The organism is Sphaerisporangium sp. NPDC049457 (assembly GCF_055586705.1).
This window is the reverse complement of sequence record NZ_JBVJHR010000005.1, coordinates 216,978-237,832: the sequence shown is the minus strand read 5'-3', so window position 1 is coordinate 237,832 and position 20,855 is coordinate 216,978. Positions and strand designations below refer to the sequence as shown.

At 69.3% G+C, this 20,855-nt stretch carries 18 protein-coding genes, 1 tRNA gene and 1 pseudogene; 7 read left to right on the top strand and 13 right to left on the bottom strand.

Translation table 11 applies throughout. The features are described 5' to 3' along the window. Nucleotides 1-158 precede the first annotated feature (158 nt). Nucleotides 159-815, bottom strand: coding sequence for an endonuclease III (gene nth / locus ACZ6QO_RS10355; protein WP_465849497.1), 657 nt, complete (start codon nucleotides 813-815; stop codon nucleotides 159-161). A gap of 193 nt (nucleotides 816-1,008) precedes the next feature. On the opposite strand from nth, the gene ACZ6QO_RS10350 reads away from it, so the two are divergent. After that, entirely contained in the window at nucleotides 1,009-1,689 is a 681-nt protein-coding gene (locus tag ACZ6QO_RS10350; RefSeq protein WP_465849495.1) for a Crp/Fnr family transcriptional regulator, read from the top strand. A 165-nt stretch (nucleotides 1,690-1,854) separates the two neighbouring features. Here the strand turns inward: ACZ6QO_RS10350 and ACZ6QO_RS10345 are convergent, their stop codons facing one another. From ACZ6QO_RS10345 to ACZ6QO_RS10330, 4 genes are all read right to left on the bottom strand, one after another. Beyond that, nucleotides 1,855-2,658: an MBL fold metallo-hydrolase gene (locus tag ACZ6QO_RS10345; RefSeq protein ID WP_465849493.1), complete on the bottom strand. Its 804-nt coding sequence runs from the start codon at nucleotides 2,656-2,658 to the stop codon at nucleotides 1,855-1,857. Continuing rightward, entirely contained in the window at nucleotides 2,655-3,413 is a 759-nt protein-coding gene (locus tag ACZ6QO_RS10340; protein WP_465849491.1) for an NUDIX hydrolase, read from the bottom strand. Before ACZ6QO_RS10340 ends, ACZ6QO_RS10345 begins: the two co-directional genes overlap by 4 nt. A gap of 369 nt (nucleotides 3,414-3,782) precedes the next feature. Beyond that, complete coding sequence (locus ACZ6QO_RS10335) at nucleotides 3,783-4,244, bottom strand: RidA family protein (protein WP_465849489.1); 462 nt, start codon at nucleotides 4,242-4,244, stop codon at nucleotides 3,783-3,785. After that, nucleotides 4,241-4,396 carry a DUF4177 domain-containing protein gene (locus tag ACZ6QO_RS10330; protein WP_248962398.1) on the bottom strand — a complete coding sequence of 52 codons (156 nt, stop codon included), beginning with the start codon at nucleotides 4,394-4,396 and terminating at the stop codon, nucleotides 4,241-4,243. The genes ACZ6QO_RS10335 and ACZ6QO_RS10330 overlap by 4 nt, the downstream gene beginning before the upstream one ends. 184 nt (nucleotides 4,397-4,580) lie before the next feature. Between ACZ6QO_RS10330 and bagA the strand changes: the two genes are divergently transcribed. Both bagA and bagB read left to right on the top strand, forming a co-directional pair. After that, on the top strand, nucleotides 4,581-5,585 hold the full coding sequence (gene bagA / locus ACZ6QO_RS10325; protein ID WP_465849487.1) for an ATPase BagA: 1,005 nt from the start codon (nucleotides 4,581-4,583) through the stop codon (nucleotides 5,583-5,585). A 124-nt stretch (nucleotides 5,586-5,709) separates the two neighbouring features. Next, entirely contained in the window at nucleotides 5,710-6,882 is a 1,173-nt protein-coding gene (gene bagB / locus ACZ6QO_RS10320) for an ATPase BagB (protein WP_465849486.1), read from the top strand. Between the two features lie 130 nt (nucleotides 6,883-7,012). Here bagB and ACZ6QO_RS10315 read toward each other — a convergent pair whose 3' ends face one another. Further along, nucleotides 7,013-7,309, bottom strand: a complete 297-nt coding sequence (locus ACZ6QO_RS10315; RefSeq protein WP_114029663.1) for a WhiB family transcriptional regulator — start codon at nucleotides 7,307-7,309, stop codon at nucleotides 7,013-7,015. A gap of 269 nt (nucleotides 7,310-7,578) precedes the next feature. Here ACZ6QO_RS10315 and ACZ6QO_RS10310 point away from each other — a divergent pair, with 269 nt between their 5' ends. Beyond that, entirely contained in the window at nucleotides 7,579-9,846 is a 2,268-nt protein-coding gene (locus tag ACZ6QO_RS10310) for a transglycosylase domain-containing protein (RefSeq protein ID WP_465849483.1), read from the top strand. Nucleotides 9,847-9,986: 140 nt separating this feature from the next. Here ACZ6QO_RS10310 and ACZ6QO_RS10305 read toward each other — a convergent pair whose 3' ends face one another. Continuing rightward, complete coding sequence (locus tag ACZ6QO_RS10305; protein WP_465849482.1) at nucleotides 9,987-10,442, bottom strand: GatB/YqeY domain-containing protein; 456 nt, start codon at nucleotides 10,440-10,442, stop codon at nucleotides 9,987-9,989. 136 nt (nucleotides 10,443-10,578) lie between these two features. Here ACZ6QO_RS10305 and ACZ6QO_RS10300 point away from each other — a divergent pair, with 136 nt between their 5' ends. Beyond that, the gene (locus tag ACZ6QO_RS10300; RefSeq protein WP_465849480.1) at nucleotides 10,579-11,481 is read left to right on the top strand and encodes a metallophosphoesterase; all 903 of its coding nucleotides are present in this window, start codon (nucleotides 10,579-10,581) and stop codon (nucleotides 11,479-11,481) included. Nucleotides 11,482-11,572: 91 nt separating this feature from the next. After that, nucleotides 11,573-11,646: transfer RNA gene (locus tag ACZ6QO_RS10295), tRNA-Pro, on the top strand. A gap of 697 nt (nucleotides 11,647-12,343) precedes the next feature. Here ACZ6QO_RS10295 and ACZ6QO_RS10290 read toward each other — a convergent pair. The 3 genes and pseudogenes from ACZ6QO_RS10290 to ACZ6QO_RS10280 form a co-directional block, all read right to left on the bottom strand. Further along, the gene (locus ACZ6QO_RS10290; protein ID WP_465849478.1) at nucleotides 12,344-12,736 is read right to left on the bottom strand and encodes a hypothetical protein; all 393 of its coding nucleotides are present in this window, start codon (nucleotides 12,734-12,736) and stop codon (nucleotides 12,344-12,346) included. Between the two features lie 65 nt (nucleotides 12,737-12,801). Then, on the bottom strand, nucleotides 12,802-13,452 hold the full coding sequence (locus ACZ6QO_RS10285) for a HEAT repeat domain-containing protein (protein ID WP_465849693.1): 651 nt from the start codon (nucleotides 13,450-13,452) through the stop codon (nucleotides 12,802-12,804). Between the two features lie 798 nt (nucleotides 13,453-14,250). Then, nucleotides 14,251-14,559 (bottom strand): annotated as a pseudogene (locus tag ACZ6QO_RS10280) (ADP-ribosylation/crystallin J1); the annotation flags it as partial. An 858-nt stretch (nucleotides 14,560-15,417) separates the two neighbouring features. Here ACZ6QO_RS10280 and ACZ6QO_RS10275 point away from each other — a divergent pair. Continuing rightward, complete coding sequence (locus tag ACZ6QO_RS10275; RefSeq protein ID WP_465849476.1) at nucleotides 15,418-16,431, top strand: winged helix DNA-binding domain-containing protein; 1,014 nt, start codon at nucleotides 15,418-15,420, stop codon at nucleotides 16,429-16,431. Between the two features lie 298 nt (nucleotides 16,432-16,729). Here the strand turns inward: ACZ6QO_RS10275 and ACZ6QO_RS10270 are convergent, their stop codons facing one another. From ACZ6QO_RS10270 to ACZ6QO_RS10260, 3 genes are all read right to left on the bottom strand, one after another. Then, complete coding sequence (locus ACZ6QO_RS10270; RefSeq protein ID WP_465849475.1) at nucleotides 16,730-18,208, bottom strand: non-reducing end alpha-L-arabinofuranosidase family hydrolase; 1,479 nt, start codon at nucleotides 18,206-18,208, stop codon at nucleotides 16,730-16,732. Nucleotides 18,209-18,241: 33 nt separating this feature from the next. Then, on the bottom strand, nucleotides 18,242-19,666 hold the full coding sequence (locus ACZ6QO_RS10265; protein WP_465849474.1) for a glycoside hydrolase family 10 protein: 1,425 nt from the start codon (nucleotides 19,664-19,666) through the stop codon (nucleotides 18,242-18,244). A 624-nt stretch (nucleotides 19,667-20,290) separates the two neighbouring features. Continuing rightward, nucleotides 20,291-20,659, bottom strand: a complete 369-nt coding sequence (locus tag ACZ6QO_RS10260; RefSeq protein ID WP_465849473.1) for a YciI family protein — start codon at nucleotides 20,657-20,659, stop codon at nucleotides 20,291-20,293. Nucleotides 20,660-20,855 lie beyond the last annotated feature (196 nt).

Sequence of the window (20,855 nt, the reverse complement as noted above, 5' to 3'; positions counted from 1 at the left end):
GAGCAACATCGGCCGTATCCGGCAGCTTCCCGGGAGATGCCATGTGCGGCGGCTTCCCGCGCGGCGAACCAGGATCGATCGGGGTCCTGCGGGCTCCGCGTGTGAGATCGGCGGGGGCGGGAAAGCCTGGGACGGGCACAGGCGGGGATGCCAGGAGACTAGGAGAAGGGGCCGGTGCGGACGAGCTTGGCCGCCTGCTCCGGATCGGTCGGCCCCTCACCGAAGGACGGGCACAGGCTCGCCAGCGGGCACACGCCGCACGCGGGCTTGCGGGCGTGGCAGATGCGCCGCCCATGCCAGATCAGATAGTGCGACATGTCGGTCCACTGGCTCTTGGGGATGAGCTCGCCCACCGCGTGCTCGATCTTCACCGGGTCGGTCTCGGCGGTCCACCTGAAGCGGCGGGTCAGGCGCTGGAAGTGGGTGTCGACCGTGATGCCCGGGACGTCGAAGGCGTTGCCGAGGACCACGTTGGCGGTCTTCCTGCCCACGCCCGGGAGCGTGACGAGGTCTTTCAGCTTGCCGGGCACCTCGCCGCCGTAGCGCTCGCAGACGGCCTGGGCCATGCCGATGATGCTGTTGGCCTTGGCGCGGAAGAACCCGGTCGACCGGATGATCTCCTCCAGTTCGGCCCGGTCGGCGCCCGCGTAGTCAGCCGCGGTCCTGTACTTGGCAAAAAGTACGGGAGTAACCATATTGACCCGTTTGTCCGTACACTGCGCTGAGAGGATCGTCGCGACCAGCAGCTCAAGCGGGTTGCCGAAGTCGAGTTCGCAGTGGGCGTCGGGATACGTTTCCGCCAGGATTCGGGTCATTCGTCGGGCTCGGCGCACCAGAGCAAGCCGGGACTCCCCGGCGGAGGTCACTTTGCGGGGCACCCCGACAGCCTACGCGGACGGGCTCCATGCGACCCCCTTGATGCAGTACGTCACAATGTCTAGCAGCGAGCGCGATCCGGAAATGTGGCGCGCAGCCGTGGTGGCGCGGCCACTGGACGAGGAGGGCACCGTGAATACCGACGACGTGCTGGGTAAGGCCCCTTTGTTCTCCGCGCTCGACCGCGAGAGCGCCGCCGCACTCCGCACGGGCATCTCCGAGGTAGAGCTCCTGAAGGGGCAGACGCTGTTCAGCGAGGGCGAGACGGGCGACCGGCTCTACGTCGTGCTGGACGGCAAGATCAAGCTGATCCGCACCGCGCCGGACGGGCGGGAGAACCTGCTGAGCGTGCTCGGCCCGAGCGAGATGTTCGGCGAGCTCTCGTTGTTCGACCCCAGGCCTCGCACGGCCAGCGCCATCGCGCTGACCGACGTGCGGCTGGCCGGGTTGGGACACGACGACCTGCGCCCCTGGCTGACCGGACGCCCGGAGGTCGCCCTGCACCTGCTGCGCGCCCTCGCCCAGCGGCTCCGCCGCACCAACGACGTCATGGCCGACCTGGTGTTCACCGACGTGCCCGGCCGTGTCGGCAAGGCGCTCCTGGACCTGGCCGAGCGGTTCGGCCAGCGCACCGAAGAGGGGCTGCGGGTACATCACGACCTCACCCAGGAGGAGCTGGCCCAGTACGTCGGCGCTTCGCGCGAGACCGTCAACAAGGCACTCGCCGACTTCGCGCAGCGCGGCTGGCTTCGCATCGAGGCCAAGGCCGTCGTCATCATGGACGCCGACCGCCTCCACGCCCGCTCGCGATGAGCACAGGGCCCGTACCGGCCCCGCCCCCGGCTCTGGCTCCGACTCCGGCTCCGCTGAGGGACCGCGCGGACCAAGACCGCGAGAGCACTCCGCGAAACTGAGCGATCACCGCACCCGGCGAGCCGCCGGCCCCGGCCCCCTGCGACAGCCCGCAGGCGTCGCGGATCAGAGGCCCTGGGTCTCCAGGTAGGAGAGTTGCGCTCGTACGGACATCTCGGCCGCCGGCCACAGATCTTCGGGGACCTCCGCGTAGACGACCCGCACGATCTCCGCCGGTGTCCTCGCGCCCTCGCCGCGGGCCCGCCTGATCTGGTCCAGCCGCTCGCGCCTGTGGGCGATGTAGCCGTCCAGCGCGGTGATCGGCTCTGGGAGCAGCGGCCCGTGGCCGGGCAGCAGCACCCGCGCGGCCGTGATCTCGGCGCGGGCCCGCAGCAGGTCGAGGCTGCGCAGGTAGTCGCCCAGATCGCCGTCGGGCGCGATCACGGTGGTGCCCCGGCCGAGGACGGTGTCGCCGGTCAGCATGGCCTGGTCGGCGGGCAGCCAGAAGCACAGCGAGTCGAACGAGTGGCCGGGCGTGCCGATCACCCGCAGGTCGAGATCGCCGGCCGTGACGACGTCGCCGTCCGCGAGCCCCTCGTCCCCCAGGACGTGACGGGGGTCGAGGGCACGAACGCGCGCGCCCACCATCTCGGCGAAGCGACGGGCGCCGCCGCTGTGGTCGGAGTGACCGTGCGTGAGCAGGATCGCCTCGACCCGCCGCCCGGCGAGATGGCCGGCCACCCGCCGCAGGTGCCCCTCGTCGTCCGGGCCCGGATCGACCACCAGGACGGGCCCCTCACCCGGCTCGCCGATGACCCAGGTGTTGGTGCCGTCGAGGGTCATGGGCGAGGCGTTCGGCGCCAGCAGATTGGTGGCCCGGACCGTGCCGGCTCCGTCCAGACCGTCCACGGGGATTCGGAGGCCGCTCATGGCAGACGATAATCCTCATCGGGAATGACCAGCCACATCTCGCCGTCCACCTCGGCGGCGCGCGGCTGGAAGGTCACGATCTCTCGCTCACACGCCAGGACGGCGTCCACATCTGCATACTGCGACATCTCGGTCAGCGTGCGGAACGTGGGAGGCATCAGCAGGATCTCGCCGTTCCTGGCCCGCTCGATGGCCCGTGCCGGGCGCAGCCACGCGACCTCGTCGGCCTCGCCTCCGACGTCGCGGGTGCGCTGGCCGGGCGGCATCGCCGCCACGAAGAAGCGCGTGTCGAACCGCTTGTGCTCGACATCCGGCGTGATCCAGTGGGCCCACGGCCGCAGGAGATCGGCGCGCAGCACCAGGCCGCGCTTGTTCAGGAACTCCGCCAGCGACAGGCGCCGCTCGACCAGCGCCTCGCGGTCGGCCTCCCAGTCGTCCCCCGTGGTGTCGGCGACCACCGTGCCGGGGCTCGGGCCGGCCAGCAGGACCCCGGACTCCTCGAAGGTCTCGCGCACGGCCGCGCAGACCAGCCCGCGCGCGGTGGTGGCGTCGGCGCCGAACACCCGGGCCCAGGTCTCGGGGGCCGGCCCGGCCCAGGCGACGGCCTGGTCGGCGTCCCGTGGATCCACCGACCCGCCCGGGAACACGTACGCGCCGGCCGCGAAGGCCATGCTGGCCGCCCGCCGGAGCATATAAACCTCGACCCCTGCGCCCTCCCCCACATCCAGCGAGACCGGCCCCCCAGACCCGGCCACCCCAGAACCCGAGCCGCCGAAGCCCAGGGCATCGGACGCGGAAGCACCGGAGCCAGAGCCACCAGAACTCAGGACGCCGGAACCCAGAACGCCCGAACCCGAGCCACCGGGACCCGGGACGCCGGAACCCGACCCGTCAGAACCCAAGCCACCGGAACCCGGGGCACCGGAACCCGGTGCGCTTGGGCGGAGGAGCACGACGGTGGCGGCGTCTCTGGTGGGCACGGGGGCGATCTGCCCGGCGAGGATCGCGCGGGCGCGCTCACCCAGCGCTCCCGGCAGCGGGATGCCGTTCATGCGACCTCCGTGGCGCTCGGCCGGCTCCATGGTCCAACCGAACGGAACTCGGCCGGACCATGGTGTCACGGGCTATCGGACTTCGGCGATGAGCTCCACCTCGACCGGGACGTCCAGCGGGAGGGCGGCCACGCCGACGGCGCTGCGCGCATGCACCCCCGCGTCGCCGAAGACCTCGCCGAACAGCTCGCTCGCCCCGTTGACGACCTTGGGCTGATCGGTGAAACCAGGAGCGCTGGCCACGAAGCCGACGACCTTGACGATGCGCACGATGTTGCCCAGACCGCCCGCGGCCTGCGCGGCGGCGGCGAGGCCGTTGAGCGCGCACACCCTGGCCTGCCGCTTGGCCTCCTCGAGTGTCACCTCCGCGCCGACCTTGCCCGTGGCCCCCAGCTTGCCGTCTTCGAGCGGGATCTGGCCCGAGACGTACACATGATCACCCGTGCGGACGGCGGGCACGTACGCGGCCAGCGGCTTGACGACCTCGGGAAGGGTGAGCCCGAGCTCTTTCAGACGCTCCTCGGGCGTGCTCATGCCTTCTCTCGCTTCATGTAGGCGACGAGCTGCTCGGGGTTGGGGCCCGGGATGACCGTGACGAGCTCCCAGCCGTCCTGCCCCCAGTTGTCGAGGATCTGCTTGGTGGCGTGGGTCAGCAGAGGGACCGTCGCATATTCGTAGCGCTTCATGGTGGCACTGTAGACGGGGCGGACGGCTCGGCGCGGCCCGGCCGCCACGGTTGTGGACAACCTTCGCCCAGGCGGTCGTCACTGTGGACAACAGTGCCGCTCGGCGGTGTGACCTGCGTCCCACGTACCCCCTGGAGAGGTCGGACGGCGAATCGAAAAGTGACCGTTGGGTAGCCTTCGGAGGGTGAGCGCTCGTGACACCGATTGGGACGGCGTACGACTCCATGTCGTGACCGGCAAGGGCGGCACGGGCAAGACGACCGTGGCCGCCGCGCTGGCCCTCGCCCTGGCGGCGGGCGGCGGGAAGGTGCTGCTGGTCGAGGTGGAGGGACGCCAGGGCATCGCCCAGGTCTTCGACACCCCGCCCCTGCCGTACGAAGAACGCAAGATAGCCGTGGCGCCGGGCGGCGGCGACGTGTACGCCCTCGCCGTCGACCCCGAAGAGGCCATGCTCGAATACGTCGAGATGTTCTACGGGATGCGCCGGGCCGGCAGGGCACTCAACAAGATCGGCCTGGTGGACTTCGCGACGACCATCGCCCCTGGCCTGCGCGACGTGCTCGTCACCGGCAAGACCAGCGAAGCCGTCCGCCGCCGGGACTCCGCCGGCAGACGCGTGTACGACGCCGTCGTCATGGACGCGCCGCCCACCGGGCGCATCACCCGCTTTCTCAACGTGACCTCCGAGGTGGCGGGGCTCGCCCGCATCGGCCCGGTGAAGAACCACGCCGACCTGGTGCGCGGCGTCGTCGCCTCACCCGAGACCGCCGTGCACTTCGTCACGCTGCTCGAAGAGATGCCGGTGCAAGAGACGCTGGACGGCATCGAGAGCCTCCACGAGGCGAAACTGCCCGTCGGCGGCGTCTTCATCAACATGGTGCGGCCCGAGCTGCTGCCGGAGGCCGTCCTCGACGCCGCGGTCGACGGCGGCTTCGACCCGGGCGAGTTGGCCCTCGGGCTCAAGGCCGCCGGCCTGGCCGAAGGCGAGGCCGGCGCGTCCGAGATCGCCGAGGCGCTGGCCGAGGAGGTCTCCGAGCACGCGCGGCGCACCGTCCTGGAACGCCGCGAGCGGCAGTCGCTCGCCCGGGCGAGGACGCCGCAGTACGAACTGCCGCTGCTGCCCGAGGGCGCCGATCTCGCGGGCCTGTACGAGCTGGCCGAGGCGATGTGCGCCCAGGGAGCGGCGTGAACCCCGGCCCCGCGAACCGCCCGCGCCGCCTTACATCCCGCCCCGGGAACGGCCTGGGCCACCTGACATCGCACTTCGGGAACGGCTCGCGCCACGTGAACTCTCGCTCAGAGGGGACCCTCGCATGACCGCCTCCGCCACGGCCGCCGCCGGTCACCTCGGGGACGGCCCGCGCCGCACCTCACCGGTTCTCCACATGGACGCCGTCCTGGACGACCCGCACACGCGCATCGTGGTGTGCTGCGGCTCGGGCGGGGTGGGCAAGACCACGACCGCGGCGGCCCTCGGCCTGCGGGCGGCCGAGCGCGGCCGCCGCGTCGTCGTCCTCACCGTCGACCCGGCGCGCCGCCTCGCCCAGTCGATGGGGCTCACCGAGCTGGACAACACCCCGCGCCTGGTCTCCGGGGTGGAGGGCACAGGCGAGCTGCACGCGATGATGCTCGACATGAAGCGGACGTTCGACGAGATCATCGAGGCGCACGCCGACCCCGAGCGCGCCCGGCAGATCCTGACCAACCCCTTCTACCAGTCGCTGTCGTCCAGCTTCTCCGGCACACAGGAGTACATGGCGATGGAGAAGCTCGGCCAGCTCCGCCGGTCGGACGAATGGGACCTGATCATCGTGGACACGCCGCCGTCCCGGTCGGCGCTGGACTTCCTGGACGCGCCGGAGCGGCTCGGCCGCTTCCTTGACGGGCGGCTCATCAGGATTCTCATGGCGCCCGCGAAAGCCGGAGGCAGGAGTGCGTTCAAGCTGCTCAACGCGGGTTTCGGCCTGGTGGCCGGCGCGATGACCAAGATTTTGGGCGCGCAGTTCCTCAAGGACATCCAGACCTTCGTCGCCGCCCTGGACGCCGTCTTCGGCGGGTTCCGGCAGCGGGCCGAGCAGACCTACCGCCTGCTCCAGGCTCCCGGCACCGCGTTCCTCGTCGTGGCCGCGCCAGAGAGGGACGCGATGCGGGAGGCCTCGTACTTCGTGGAGCGACTGGCCGAAGAGAGCATGCCCCTGGCCGGTCTGGTGATCAACCGGGTGCATCGCTCCCCGGCTCCGGCCCTCTCGGCCGCCCGCAGCGCGGCGGCCGCCGAGGACCTGGAATCGCGTGGCGAGCACGAACTCACGGCCGCCGTGTTGCGGCTTCACGCCGGGCGTATGCAGCTCGCCGCGCGCGAGCAGAGGGAACAGGAGCACTTCGCATCGGCCCACCCCACAGTGCCGATCGCCGAGGTGCTCGCGATGCCGGAGGACGTGCACGATCTCGCGGGTCTGCGCGAGATCGGCGAGCTTCTCGCCTCCTGATCCGGCCCGGGTGGCGGGTTTCACGACCACCAGGACGCGTCCATCAACACCTGATCACACGACTCAGGGGGCCGTGACCAGCCCCCCGGTGCCTTGTCGGGCCCGAGGCGACCGCCCCGGCCCCCTGGACTCAGCCGGCGATCAACTCGTTGGTCCGCTCGTACTCTTCCTTCGCGACCTCCAAGAGGTCGCGCCACGAGGTGACATCCGGCCGACGCCTGAGCAGCGCACGCCGCTCTCGCTCGGTCATCCCGCCCCAGACCCCGAACTCGATGCGATTGTCCAGTGCATCCGCGAGGCATTCGGTACGGACCGGGCATCCTCGGCAGATGAGCTTCGCCCTGTTCTGGGCGGCACCCTGTACGAACAACGCGTCAGGATCCGCACCTCGACAGGCGGCACGGGAGGTCCAATCCGTGATCCACATTTCGACCCCACTCCCCTATAGGTGGTCAGTCGTCACTTGGCGGCCGACGGGCGCGGGCGTCGAGCCTCCTTATTCAGTTGCCGCAGAGGAGAACGTACGCAACCAGACGTTCGCCCCGACAGACCCCGGGCGGGTCAATTTCCCGCATGGTCATGTCAGGCCATGTGGCCGGGAATGACTAGTCATCCCCTCGCCGGGTAGTCCGCGAGTCAATGCGAAATGGACTTTGGGTACCTATTGAGTCAGCGGTTCGACATACCCTTGGACGCGTGCGAGCTGAAGGCAAGGGTCTGGGAACCGTAGTAGCGAACCTCGTGCGGCTCATCGCGGCCGCCGTCGCCGCGGGCGTGCTTGCCGCGGCCATCGCGCTGCCCTCCGTCGGAGGGGCCGGCGTCGGCATCAAGAGCGCCTCTGACGTGCTCAACCTCAAGCCCGAGGACCTCAAAGAGCCCGATCTTCCCGAGAAGACCGAGATCCGGGACGCCAAGGGCAAACTGATCGCCCAGTTCTACTACCAGAACCGCGAGTCGGTGCCACTCGACAAGGTCGCCCCGGTCATGCGGCAGGCGATCATCTCCATCGAGGACTTCCGCTTCTACGAGCACGGCGCCCTCGACCTGGAGGGCTTCGCCCGCGCGATGATGAAGAACTTCCAGTCGGGGGCCGTCTCACAGGGCGGCTCCTCGATCACCCAGCAGTACGTCAAGCAGGTCCTGCTGAACAAGGCCGAGACCAAGGAAGAACAGCTGGCGGCCATCGCGCCGACGGTCTCGCGCAAGCTCAACGAGCTGCGGTACGCCATGGGCATCGAGAACAAGTACACCAAGGACGAGATCCTCGAGCGCTATCTCAACATCGCCTATTTCGGCGCCAGCGCGTACGGCATCCAGGCCGCGAGCAGGCGCTTCTTCGACAAGCCCGCGTCCAAGCTGACCCTCGAAGAGGCGGCCACGCTGGCCGGAGCGGTGCAGAACCCCAACGCGACCGACCCGAACCTCGGCAAGCAGCACAAGGCGGCCCTGCTGGCCCGCCGCAACACCGTCCTCGACCGCATGCTCGAACTGAAGAAGATCACGCCCGAGCAGGCGACGGCGGCCAAGGCGAAGAAGCTCGTCTTCAAGGACATCGACATCCCGGGCGGCTGCGAGGAGAGCGACTACCCGTACTTCTGCATGTACGTGCAGAACGAGATCCGCAACGACCCGCAGTTCGGCAAGACCCAGAAGGCCCGTGAGGAGTTCCTCAACCGGGGCGGCCTGACCATCAAGACCACGCTCGACACCAAGATGCAGAAGGCCGCCGACAAGGCCATCAAGAAGTGGGTCCACGCCTCTGACAAGCCCGTGGCCGCCGAGGCGCTGGTCGAGCCCGGCACCGGCGCCATCAAGGCCATGGCCGCCAGCCGCAAGTACGGGCGCAGCAAGAAGAAGAACCAGTCGACCTACAACCTGGTCGCCGACGCCGCGCACGGCGGCGGCACCGGGTTCCAGGCCGGTTCGACGTTCAAGGTCTTCACCCTCGCCACGGCCCTCAAAGAGGGCATGAAGTTCGGCGACGGCCTCAACTCCGGCAGCAGCTTCCAGGCCGGCGGCTACAGCGACTTCAAGAACTGCAAGGGCCAGAACGTCGGCGACCCCACCCACGTGGCGCACAACTCCGAGGGCGGCGGCGGCTTCAAGACCCTCCAGACCGGCACCTGGGGGTCGGTCAACACCTTCTTCCTCGGTCTCGAACGCAAGGTCGGGCTCTGCGACGTCGTCAAGACCGCCAAGGACCTCGGCATCAAGCGCTCCGACGGCCGCAAGCTCCAGGAGGTCGAGACCTTCACCCTCGGCGTCAACGAGATGGACCCTGTCACGGTGGCCAGCGCCTACGCGTCGTTCGGCGCGCGCGGCAAATACTGCGAGCCGATGGCGATCACCTCGATCACCGACCGCAACGGCAAGACGACCGAGTTCAAGCCCTCCTGCAAGCAGGCCATCGAAGAGAAGGTCGCCGACGCGGTGTCGGCCATCCTCGAAGGCGTGTTCACCAAGGGCACGATGCGCGGCGTCGGGGGCATCGGGCGGGACGCCGCCGGCAAGACCGGCACCACCGACGGCTCCATGACCGCCTGGTTCGCCGGGTACACCCCCGACCTCGCCGGCGCCGTCAGCCTCGGCGACCCGCGCGGGTCCTACACCCACCCGCTGCGCGGCGTCACCATCGGCGGCGACTACTACGGCGAGGTGTTCGGCGCCACGATCTCCGGCCAGATCTGGAAGGCCACCATGCTCGACGCCCTGTCCGACATCGAGCCCTCGTCGTTCGTCGCACCGGACATGAGCCGGTTCGGCGGCTGCAGCGGCGGCTGCGCGCCCAAGCGTCCCAAGGACCCGATCGAGAACGACGGCACGGGCTTCCGGGTGCCGGACGGTCGCGAGAGGCCGGACAGGGACCTCGGTGGCCCCGACAACAACCGGAACAAGGGCAAGCCCGGCGACCGCAACCGCGGAGCCGACATCAGCCCGGTGACTCCCATCACCCCCAGCGACTGACCTTCGTCCCCCGGTGGCCACCCCGTCGACGGCGACCGACCACGCCGAAGTGCCCTCCGCGCAGCTACGCGGAGGGCACTTCACATCTCACGACCGACCGGCGGCGCCGGACCACCCGGGTCCGGCGCCCTCCGCGATGATCAGGAGGTCAGGCGAGCGCGCACCGCCTGCGCCACCCGGCCGCCCTCGGCCCGTCCGGCGACCTTCGGGTTGAGGACCTTCATGACCTGGCCCATCGCCTTCGGGCCCTCGGCGCCGCTCTCGGCGATGGCCTCCTGGACGAGCCGGTCGAGCTCCTCGTCGCTCAGCTGCGCGGGGAGGTACTCCTCCAGCACGGCGTGCTCGTCCTGCTCGGCCCGCGCCTGCTCGGCCCGCCCGGCGCCGGCGAACGCCTCCGCCGCCTCGCGGCGCTTCTTGGCCTCCCTGGTCAGCACCTTCACCACTTCGTCGTCGGTGAGCTCGCGGGCGGACTTGCCCGCAACCTCCTCGGTGCTGACGGCGGCGAGGGCCATGCGCAGCGTCCGGGTCCGCACCTCGTCACGGGCCTTCATCGACGTCGTGAGGTCGGCCTTCAGCTTGTCCTTCAAAGCACTCATGGCCACCATCTTGCCGTGTCCACGCACCCCGATCACCGCCATTTCCCCCCGGCGAGGCCGCGCCGCCGTCCGGGCGCCGGGTTCCACCCGCGGACATCGACGAGCGACGGGCTCCGCGCTCAGGCATGATTGGGGGGTGAGGAAAGCTGCCGCGATACCCCTGTCCTTGCTCGGCCTCGGCGTCGCCGGGCTCGGCTACGCCTCGGTGATCGAGCGCAACTGGTTTCGGCTGCGTCGTTTCGACGTGCCGGTGCTCGCGCCGGGCCAGCGGCCGATACGCATCCTCCAGTTCTCCGACCTGCACCTCACCCCCGGGCGCACCCGCCTGATCGAGTGGGTGCGTTCGCTGGACGCGCTCAACCCCGACCTGGTGGTGAACACCGGCGACACCATCGCCCACCCCGACGCGGTCCCCGCCTACCTGCGCGCCGTCGAGCCCCTGCTGTCCCGCCCAGGCCTTTTCGTCTACGGGTCCAACGACCTGTACGCCCCGAGGCCCAAGAACCCCGCACGCTACCTCTGGAGCTCCTCCAAGGGCCCCACGCAGCACTTCCCCAACCTGCCGTGGACCGAACTGGGCGCCGGCATGACCGCCGCGGGCTGGCTCGACATGAACAACACCACGGCGCGCATCAAGGTCGGCGACCTCGACATCCACGTGGGGGGCATCCACGACTCCCACATCAACCGCGACCGGTACGACGAGATCGCCGGCCCCGCGCCCACGGACGCCGACCTGCGCCTCGGCGTCATGCACTCTCCCGAGCCGGCGAACATGTCCCGCTTCGCCGCCGACGGCTACCAGCTCCTGCTCGCGGGCCACACCCACGGCGGCCAGCTGTGCATCCCCTTCTACGGCGCTCTGGTGACCAACTGCGGCATCGACCGCGCCCGGGTCAAGGGCCTGCACCGCCACGAGTCCGCCTGGCTGCACGTCTCGGCCGGCCTCGGCACCTCTCCCTACGCCCCGGTCCGCTTCTCGTGCCCCCCCGAGGCCACCCTGCTGACCCTCGTCCCCCGTCGCCCCACCGCCGCCTGACGCGCGATCGCCTGTCCCACAAGACTGGATGACGCGAGCACCACCAAAGTCCGCTAGACTCATGCGAGCACAAGCAAAAGCGCCTGTGCACCGGGGTGTAGCGCAGCTTGGCAGCGCGCTTCGTTCGGGACGAAGAGGCCGTGGGTTCAAATCCCGCCACCCCGACCCAGCAGTACCAGCCCAGAGGCCGGTTCCGATCATCGGACCCGGCCTTCTGCGTTGCCGGGTGACCAACATTTGAGCAGCCTGCCCCGGGGGACGCAGCGAGAAGGCCGTGACCTTCTGGTTGTCATCGACCACGACGATGGCGATGGTCGTGCCGTCGTCGGACCATACGGCCAACTCTGGAGCGTCGTAGTCCACGGAGGACCGCGTCCCATGAGGTGTCGTCTCGATCTTGAGTCTGATGCGCTTGCTCACGAGGTTGGGCACGCCACGCTCCCGGAGGTGGCGCGCCAGCTCACCGAGCTGTGCGCTGTGCTTCTCGATGCGTGTGGCACCTCGGCTGACGGCCGTGGTCGCCGGTTCCTCTCCGTGTGCGGTCGGTAACTGATGCGTGTCACATTCAGCTAACCCCTCGCGATCAGCGGACGCAGGATGAGAATTGGGGATAGCAGCAGGCACGGTCGTATCCGCGAATGTCCGGGGGTAGCCGATGAGCACCGCAGCGAGTACGCCCGAGTGGGCCGCGAACCTGCGTGCCGAGCGTAAGGCCCGCGTTGGGAGCGTGCGTGTTCGGCGGCGGTTACGACAACCAACCGCGTAGGCCGGCCAAAGGCAGTCCAGCCGGGTGACGAACTGAGTGACAACGACTCCGCACCACCACCGACGACCATGAACCCCGAGACATCATCAGGGCAGGTCAGAACCAGTTTCGCCGCACCTCACGATCTCCGACGGATTGCTTGGGGACGAAGAGGCAGAAGAAGTGGGCCAGCCCGAGCCCGCCCAGGTCCTCCTCCAATTGGAGCGTCGCGTTCGATACCAGAACCACGGGGACATGCGTCTGAGCCTGGCGCAGCTGGTCGAGGACGCTCTGATCGGCCCAGAACGGCGCCCCAGCGAACGCTTCTCCCAGCTTTCGGGCCTGCTCAGGGGGAATCTGCGTGGCGAGTTCGGCAATCACCGAGTCCACCCACTGCTCCACGGTCGCCTCCCCCAGCAGCGCGGGGCCGTCTATGTAGGAGAACCCAAACCAGCGAGTCGAGCTACAAGCCAACTCGTCGGCGCATACCGGCGCCTCCTTCGTTCCCATTCCACCACCGTTCTCGAAGCGGAGGATGCGAACCTGCGCACGCCCGCAGGAGCCGTCATCACCGCTCAGCGAGCGGTGTCGCCGATGTCGAGGATCCAGCGCAGCTGGTGGGCCTGCTGGGTGCCGATCAGCGGCTCGGCTGCGTCGATCAACCGGCTGAGTCGGAGCGCCGTCTCCTTGGTCGGCGCGCGGTAGGCGGTCGCGGCGCCGCGGCGTGACCAGTCGATCAGATCGGCGTGTGCTCGGGGGCCGAGTTCCACGTCACGGGCGGCCAGTAGGTGCAGGTCGACGTGAACGCGGGTCCAGGTGTCTTTCGTCCGCAGCTGCTCATAGGCCCCCAGCCGAACATGCGGCGGTGAATCAGCGGCCAGCAGTTCCCATAGCCGTGCGGCCGACACGACGCCGGGCTCGCTACGCAGCGCCTGCTTGACCGCACGGACGACCACTGGGGCAGGATCAGCGAGCATTCCGGCGATCCGGGTGAGGGATCCGCCCAGGCGGCGGACGGCGCGTACGGCTTCCGCCCGAACCCTGGGACTCGGGTGCTCCAGAAGAGGCAGGAGTACATCCACATCCTGATGCGTGCCACATTCGCCGAGGCCGGCGGCCAACGCACGAGCCCGGCTCACCGGCGAATCCGCGGTCAGGGCATTCCGGTAGATGGCGGCAGGACTGCGGCCCGCGCGGCGGACCGCCCACTGCGCAGTGGCGCGCATCATCGCCGATCGATCCGCCAGATGGGCCACACCGGTTTCAGGGCGGCCGAGCTTCACCAGGGCGGTGAGCGCCTCGATCCCGACCTTTGCGCTCCCCTCTCTCAGCAACCCTTCCAGCACGTCGAGGCGTCGGTCTCGGACGGCATCGGCCACGAGCCATTCCGCGCACAGCAACCGGCAGACCCCATCCTGTTCGCTCAGGGCAGCACGCGTGACCTCCTCGTGCCGGGAACGGCCGGACTCCAGCCACAACCGGTACGCCAGACGCCGCACCCCGAGGTCCTGGTGCGTACGGGCCGACGCCAGCACGCTGTCCGAGGCCGCACGCAGTGCTCCCGCAATGGCCTCCACGGCATGCCCACCACGCGTCCACGATCCGATCGCCGTGGCGACACTCGCCGCCGCCAGCAACGCCGAAGTGCCCGCCGACCTCAACGCGGCGGTCAACGACCTGCGTGCGCGCTCACGTACCTGCGGCACCCAATCGGCGCTCCGCAGCACCAGAACGGGCAGCAGTAACCCATCCGTAGCCTTAGCCAGGCCCGCGACCGCCGACTCTCTTCGGCGCCCGTCCCGGGAACAGCCCGCCACCAGTGACGACAGCCGCTCGTCCCCCGGCAGCCTGGCCTTCGTCGCATTCCAGCCGTACGTCACCGCGTGCGTGCGCAGCGCCCGGTCGAGCCCGATCCAGGTCTTTGCACCGGCGACTGACAACATCGCCAGAACCTCATCCGCCGACTCCCGTCCGGCAGCGGCTGCGGCGACCCGCATCGCCAGCCGGCCATATCCGGGAGCGTGGAACTCACGGACCACGTGGATCGTCCCCGCCAGATGAGCGTTGAACTCCTCCAGTTCCTCCGCCGGAACCCACAGCTCCACAATGGTCCGCCCGCCCGCCTGCCGCACCGGATAGCGGCGTGCGAAGTCCGCATCAAGCTCAAAACGCGTCACAAAACCGGCTCCCGACGCCGGGACGTTCCAGTCACGAGCGATCTTCATCGCATACGCCTCGTTCAACACGGGATAGAAGATCGGCTGATCGGGCAGCCGAGGCGGCCAGGCCCGCCACCCCGACGCACGCACCAACGACAACTCCGCCGGTCCCACCGGGCGCCACAGCCTTACCGTAGCCCGCCCGCCCGCACACGCTCCGCTCTGCTCGCTCACGAAACCCGAGTCTCGCGATTCCTGCCAAATTCTGACCACCGAATATCGGCACGCCTCGGGCCGGCAGACCCACAGGACGCCTCCGAAAACAGGAACCGCTCACGTGATTGGCGGCGAATGAGGACGGCACCGCTGCTATCGGTGGTGCTGACAGTGCTCCACGTGTAGCTCCGCCCACGGACGGCGGCGGTCCGGGAACCATCCGTACCCGGCCCAGGTTGATTTCAGCGCAGCAATGCGCGTCGGGACTCTTCGCGAGATGCCCCGGACGATCTTCCGTCAGGGTACGCACCGGGTGCTCCACTTGGCCGCCCCGGCGAAGTTGGAGGCTAGATCGCTTGGTTCTCGATCGCTAGGCCGGCGTCAGCGGTTGAACGATGGAACGTCTCCTCGTACTCGACCGGAGGAACGTTCTCACCGCCAATGAAAGGGTCTGTCCGGCCAACGGTTTCGCAGTCCCTTCCGATCATCGGAATCGGCCTTCTGGGTTTGGTGAGTGACTGATCGCGTGGCCATGCTTGCCCGTGTTCCGTCCGGCGGCGGCGAAGGTTCGCCGGTTGCAGGTTGCGGTCGTGGCTTCTGAAGGCGGGTTGCACGCCTCGGGTTACCGGTGGGCGATTGCATTGGCGGGATTGTCGGGGGTGAGCGTTACGGTGGCGGGATAGGAGGCGATCGTTGGTGGAACTCACTGGCCGGCAGGCGCTTGGGCTGCGGATGTCCAGTCTGTGGTTACGAGTGTCGCCTGGCGACACCGGGCGGGCTATGGGCGGGGTCGGGCCGGCTGTGGGGGTGGGGGAGGTGGTGACGTGGCTGGGGGCGATGCAGGCGCAGGACTTGGGGAGCGGTTTGTGGTCGTTCGGTGTGCGGCTGCCCGGGTACACCGCTGCCGACATCACCGCCGCGCTGGAGCGGCGGGAGGCGTTGCGCACGTGGCCGATGCGGGGCACCATCCATTTCGTCCCGCCGCGCGACGCCCGCTGGATGCTCGAACTGATGGGCGTCCGGGTGCTGAACGCCGCGGCGCGGCGGCGCGAACAACTCGGCCTTTCTGAGCGGACCACCGCCGAGGCCATGGAGGTGCTGGGCGCGGCCCTGGCCGGCGGCGGGCGGCTGAGCCGGTCGCAATGCCTGGCCGTACTCGCCGACAAGGGCATCGACGTCGGCGGTCAGCGCGGCTACCACCTGCTGTCGCACGCCGCCCAGCGGGGCCTGCTGTGCATCGCCCCCAACATCGGCAACGAGCAGAGCTTCGTGCTGCTCGACGAGTGGGTGCCCGACCCGCACCGGCCTGAGCGCGACGAGGCGCTGGGCATGATCGCCCTGCGCTACTTCCGCGGCCGCGGGCCGACCACCCGGCACGACTTCGCGGGCTGGACGGGCCTGACCGCCGCCGACGCCGTACGCGGCATCGCCGTGGCCGGTGACGCTCTGGCCCGCGTGACCGTCGCCGGGGTGGAGACGTACCTCGACGCCGCGCTCCTCGACACCGCCCCTCCCCCGGCGGGGGACGACGAGGTGCTCGTGCTGCCGGGGTTCGACGAATATCTGCTGGGCTACAAGGACCGCTCGCTCATGGTCGCCGACGAGCACAAGGGGGCCATCATCCCCGGCAACAACGGGGTCTTCCAGTCCACCGTGGTACGCGCCGGCCGGGTCGTGGCCATCTGGAAACGCACCCTTACGAAAAGCCGGGTGCGCATCGCCGTCCAGCCGCTCGTACCGCTCCGCGCGGGCGACCGGGCGGAGGTGGAGCGGGCGTTCGAACAGTACGCGCGGTTCGTGGAACGCGCCCCGGAGGTGCGCTGGCTGTGAAACGTCGCGGGTGGCATCGGTTCCGGCCGTCCGCAGGGCCTCTGTGAGTGAGATTGATGGTGTGACGGAGGCGTGGTCTCAGCCGGAAGGCCACTCGCGATCATCGCGAGTGGCCTTCCGAACTCTGTACGGCAGTGAGATTTCGGGCTCACCGCGGGACGCGGCGGGCTCGGTGGTGTGCCGAGCCCGCCGGTCCGGTTCCGTCCGGTCCTGATCGCAGGGGCCGTGGTGACGTTCACGGCGTGTGCCTCGGACGCCGTGAACGTCGGCGCCGCGCAGGCCGGGACGGGTCGGGTGGTCAGCGCTGCAGGGTGAGCACGCCGGGGCGGTAGGGCAGCAGGCCGTAGTCCACGCCGTTGGAGCTGGGGCTGCGGCCCTGGTAGAGCAGTTGCAGGTTGCAGGGGTCGACCGTCTTGGTCTGGTCGGGGTTGGTCCGGACCAGGTCACCGTGGCTGATGTCGTTGGTCCAGGTGGCGCCGCTGTTGGCCTTGCCGGCGAACGGGTTGTTCTCGCTGGTGGCGTTCGGGGTCCACGAGCCGCTGAGGCTGTCCGCCGTGAACGACCGGAAGTAGCGGCCCTGGGAGCCGATCGCCTCGACGATCATGAGGTACTTGTTCTGGCCCTGCAGCTTGTAGACCTCGACCGCCTCGAACAGGTTGTTGGTCGAGTCGCTCATGATCTGGGTGTAGTTGGAGCCGAAGCTGCTGGGGAAGTTCCCGATCGGCATGCTCTGCCGGTAGATCTTGCCGTTGTCGCCGGCGAAGAACAGGTACATGTTCTGGCCGTCACCGATGAGCGTCTGGTCGATCGGCCCGGTGCCCGAGCCGGAGATGCTCGCGGTGGACAGCGTCTGCTGCGACCCCCAGCCGTTGGCGTTGGTGGGGTCGCTGGAGGTGCGGTAGGAGAACGCCGTGCCGCCCCACTGGTAGGCCAGCACCCAGATGTTCTTGGGCGCGAAGTAGAACAGCGTGGGCGCCACCGTGCCGGAGTTCATCTTGGTCTGGGTGGCGGAACCCATGTCCGACCAGTTGGTGAAGGTGCTGAAGTTCATCGAGCCCCAGCTCGACCCGTTGTCGTGCGTGGTGGCGTACACCAGGTGCCTGCCGTTGTAGACGACGTTGGTGAAGTCCTTCAGCGACACCCAGCCCGACCTCGGCTGCGCCAGCGCGCCGGTCGACGTCCACCGGTAGCTCGACGGCAGAGGACACGTGCCGGTCGGCGTCGGTGTGGGGGTCGGCGTGGGGGTCGGCGTCGGGGTGGGAGTGGGCGTCGGGGTCGGCGTCGGGGTGGGCGTGGGAGTGCCCGGGGTGCCGGTGCAGGCCACTCCGTTCAGGGAGAACGAGGAGGGCTGCGAGTTGCCGCCGGTCAGCGAGCCGTTGAAGCCGAAGTTGACGCTGCCGCCGGAGGGGATGGCGGCGTTGTAGGAGACGTTGGTGGCGGTGACCGACGAGCCCGACTGGGTGTGGGTGGCGTTCCAGATCTGGGTGATCTGCTGGCCGGAGTCGAAGGACCACGTCAGCCGCCAGCCGTTGACGGCGTCGCCGAGGTTGTTGATGGTGACGTTGGCGTTGAAGCCGCCCGGCCAGCTCGAACTGACGGTGTAGTCGACCCGGCAGGACACGGCGGCCTGGGCGGGCGGTGTGGCCAGCAGGCCGGCGCCGGCCAGCAGGACCGGGATGGCGGCGATCGTGAGGCCACGGCGTGGGGCCCGTCGGCGCGGCGCCGCGACGGTGACGGCGGAGGGGCGCGGTGACCGCGCTCGCCAGGGCAGACGCATTTGTATTCTCCTCATCATCATGTCCGGCCGACGTCAGGGGCTGGTGCAGGTGGCGGTCGGGGTGGCCGCGGTGCCGTTCGCGGTGAACCCGAAGGTGGTGGAGCCGCCGGCGGCGACGGAGCCGTTGTAGGCGGCGTTGCGCACGGTGACGCTGGAGCCGGACACGCTCTGCTGGCCGTTCCACAGGCTGCTGATGCTCTGCCCGCCGGGCCAGGTCCAGCGCACGGTCCACCCGTTGACCGGGGAACTGCCCGCGTTGACCGTCACCGCCGACTGGAACCCGCCCGGCCAGCTGTTGGTCGTCGTGATCGTCGCCGAACACGCCCCTGTACCCGGCGTCGGAGTCGGGGTGGGCGTGGGGGTCGGCGTCGGAGTCGGGGTGGGCGTCGGCGTCGGCGTCGGAGTCGGGGTCGGCGTGGGGTTGGGGGTGGCGTTGTTCAGGGCGTCGAGGACGGCGTCGTAGGCCGGCTTCTTGTTGTTGCCGCTGAACAGCAGCGGGGTGTCGCCGGAGCGCCAGGAGTCCTGGTCGCGGACGCCCCACACGGTGATGCCGGCGCAGCGCGGGACGGCCAGGCAGTCGTTGACGATGTTGCGGTAGGTGGTGGCCGAGGCGCCCTGGACGTCCAGCTCGGTGATCTGCACGTCCACGCCGAGGGCGGCGAAGCTGGAGATCGTGGTGCGGTAGTTGCTGTTGTAGGCGCTGCCGCTGTTGAAGTGCGACTGCAGGCCGACACAGTCGATCGGGACGCCGCGCTGCTTGAAGTCGCGGACCATGTTGTAGACGCCCTGCGTCTTGGCCCAGGACCAGTTGTCGATGTTGTAGTCGTTGTAGCAGAGCTTGGCGGCCGGGTCGGCCGCCCGGGCGGTGCGGAACGCCACCTCGATCCAGTCGTTGCCGGTGGACTGGAGGTTGGAGCTGCGGCGGCCGCCGGAGTTGCCGTCGGCGAACGCCTCGTTCACCACGTCCCAGGCGTAGATCTTGCCCTTGTAGTGGCCCACCACGCCGTTGATGTGGTTGATCATCGCCTGGCGCAGCGCGCTGCCCGACATCGACTGCATCCAGCCCGGCTGCTGGCCGTGCCAGGCGAGGGTGTGCCCGCGCACCCGCTTGCCGTTCTGCACCGCCCAGTTGTAGACCCGGTCACCGGCGCTGAAGTTGAACTGGTTCTGGTTCGGCTCGGTGGCGTCGATCTTCATCTCGTTCTCGGCCGTCACCATGTTGAACTCACGGTTCGCGATGGTGGTGTACGCCGAGTCACCGAGCCGGCCTGAGGCGATGGCGGTGCCGAAGTACCGCCCGCTCTGCGCGGCGGCCGCTCCGAGCGTGCTCGCCGCCGCGCCGGCCGGCGCGACCGGCACGGTCACCGCGGTGACCACGCCGAGTACGCCTGCGGCGGCGGCGATCAGAACTCGCGGGCTCCTCAGAGACCGCAGCGAAAGTATGGCTTTGGTGCCCATGCCTGAGTGCTCCAGACTGAAATCACGGTCGGCGGACGCGCGGGGTCACCCCGCGCGATCGACGCCGCGTCCCGTGATCAGGGAACGCACACCACTAGGGCGTCGGAAACTGCGGCCCTCACTGCGCACCACCACATGGCAGGAGGAAGCCGCTTCGAGTCACAGTCTGGAAATCATGCTGAAATGTGTCAAGGTCGTGCGAAAGTTTCAGGGTGCCACTCTCGCCGTCACCGGGCGGCGCTCGGCGATAACGCCTGATGAGCCGCGCGCCCGGCCGTCGTCCCTCGGTGGTGCACGAGCCGCCGTCCTTGACGTCGCCTCTTCGTCTCGTATTGGCTCCGACCTGCCACCACAGCCCTCTGACAGAGAAGGAACCGCGACACCGAACGTTTGTTAGCGCTAACAGCCAGCCTGGCGCCTTCACCCGGCGGCCATGGTGCGGGGCGATCCGGCGGACAGACACCACGTCCCTGGGGCCGCCCTCCTGGAGAGTCACCAATGAGGAGGTCACGACGGCAAAGACGAACGTCCCGGACGGTCGCCTTCGTCGCGTCGTGCCGGCACGTGCGTGCTCCGCCCGCCAGGGCGGGCGGAGCAGCGGGCACGTCCAGCGGCGCGTTCGGGTCAGGCCTGGGGCGGCAGGTCGTCGAACTCGACGACCTCGCGCACCTCGACCTCGACCTCTTCGAACATGTCGGCATACCGCCGGGCGAACTCGACGGCCTCCGCCCTGTCGTTGAAGTTGAGCAGCGCGAAGCCGCCGATGACCTCCTTGGCCTCGGTGAACGGCCCATCGGCCACCCTGATCGCCGCGCCACGGGTTTTGCGGACCAGCGCGCCGCGCTCGGACGGGTGAACGCCCTCGGCCGTGATCAGGATGCCCTTCTCGCTCGAGTCCTGGATGAAGGCCCCCATCTTCTCGATGAACTCCGGGCTGGGGTTCCACGCCTCCGGGGCACGCTCGTCGAGCCGGTGCATCATCAGAAACCGCATTGCCGCTCCTTGTGTCGTCGGGCTGGGTCCGGCCTGTCCGGACGCGATGACCAGCCACTACATACACGTCGAACGACCGCACGCCGCTTCGACACTCCCCCGCACGACTTTTTCCGCCGCTGAAGCCGCCCTCAGCGATCTTGAGGTGGCTGTAGCGGATGTGGCCGTACAGCCCCGGCTTCGCGGGCGGTCTCTC

What these genes read in the sequence shown, in the direction of transcription:
- ACZ6QO_RS10265 (WP_465849474.1), bottom strand. Translation starts at nt 19,666, where the DNA reads ATGGGCACCAAAGCCATACTTTCGCTGCGGTCTCTGAGGAGCCCGCGA.
- ACZ6QO_RS10290 (WP_465849478.1), bottom strand. Translation starts at nt 12,736, where the DNA reads ATGGGAACGAAGGAGGCGCCGGTATGCGCCGACGAGTTGGCTTGTAGC.
- ACZ6QO_RS10270 (WP_465849475.1), bottom strand. Translation starts at nt 18,208, where the DNA reads ATGCGTCTGCCCTGGCGAGCGCGGTCACCGCGCCCCTCCGCCGTCACC.
- ACZ6QO_RS10330 (WP_248962398.1), bottom strand. Translation starts at nt 4,396, where the DNA reads ATGAAGCGCTACGAATATGCGACGGTCCCTCTGCTGACCCACGCCACC.
- ACZ6QO_RS10315 (WP_114029663.1), bottom strand. Translation starts at nt 7,309, where the DNA reads ATGTGGATCACGGATTGGACCTCCCGTGCCGCCTGTCGAGGTGCGGAT.
- nth (WP_465849497.1), bottom strand. Translation starts at nt 815, where the DNA reads ATGACCCGAATCCTGGCGGAAACGTATCCCGACGCCCACTGCGAACTC.
- ACZ6QO_RS10305 (WP_465849482.1), bottom strand. Translation starts at nt 10,442, where the DNA reads ATGAGTGCTTTGAAGGACAAGCTGAAGGCCGACCTCACGACGTCGATG.
- ACZ6QO_RS10285 (WP_465849693.1), bottom strand. Translation starts at nt 13,452, where the DNA reads ATGCGCGCCACTGCGCAGTGGGCGGTCCGCCGCGCGGGCCGCAGTCCT.
- ACZ6QO_RS10345 (WP_465849493.1), bottom strand. Translation starts at nt 2,658, where the DNA reads ATGAGCGGCCTCCGAATCCCCGTGGACGGTCTGGACGGAGCCGGCACG.
- ACZ6QO_RS10260 (WP_465849473.1), bottom strand. Translation starts at nt 20,659, where the DNA reads ATGCGGTTTCTGATGATGCACCGGCTCGACGAGCGTGCCCCGGAGGCG.
- ACZ6QO_RS10335 (WP_465849489.1), bottom strand. Translation starts at nt 4,244, where the DNA reads ATGAGCACGCCCGAGGAGCGTCTGAAAGAGCTCGGGCTCACCCTTCCC.
- bagB (WP_465849486.1), top strand. Translation starts at nt 5,710, where the DNA reads ATGACCGCCTCCGCCACGGCCGCCGCCGGTCACCTCGGGGACGGCCCG.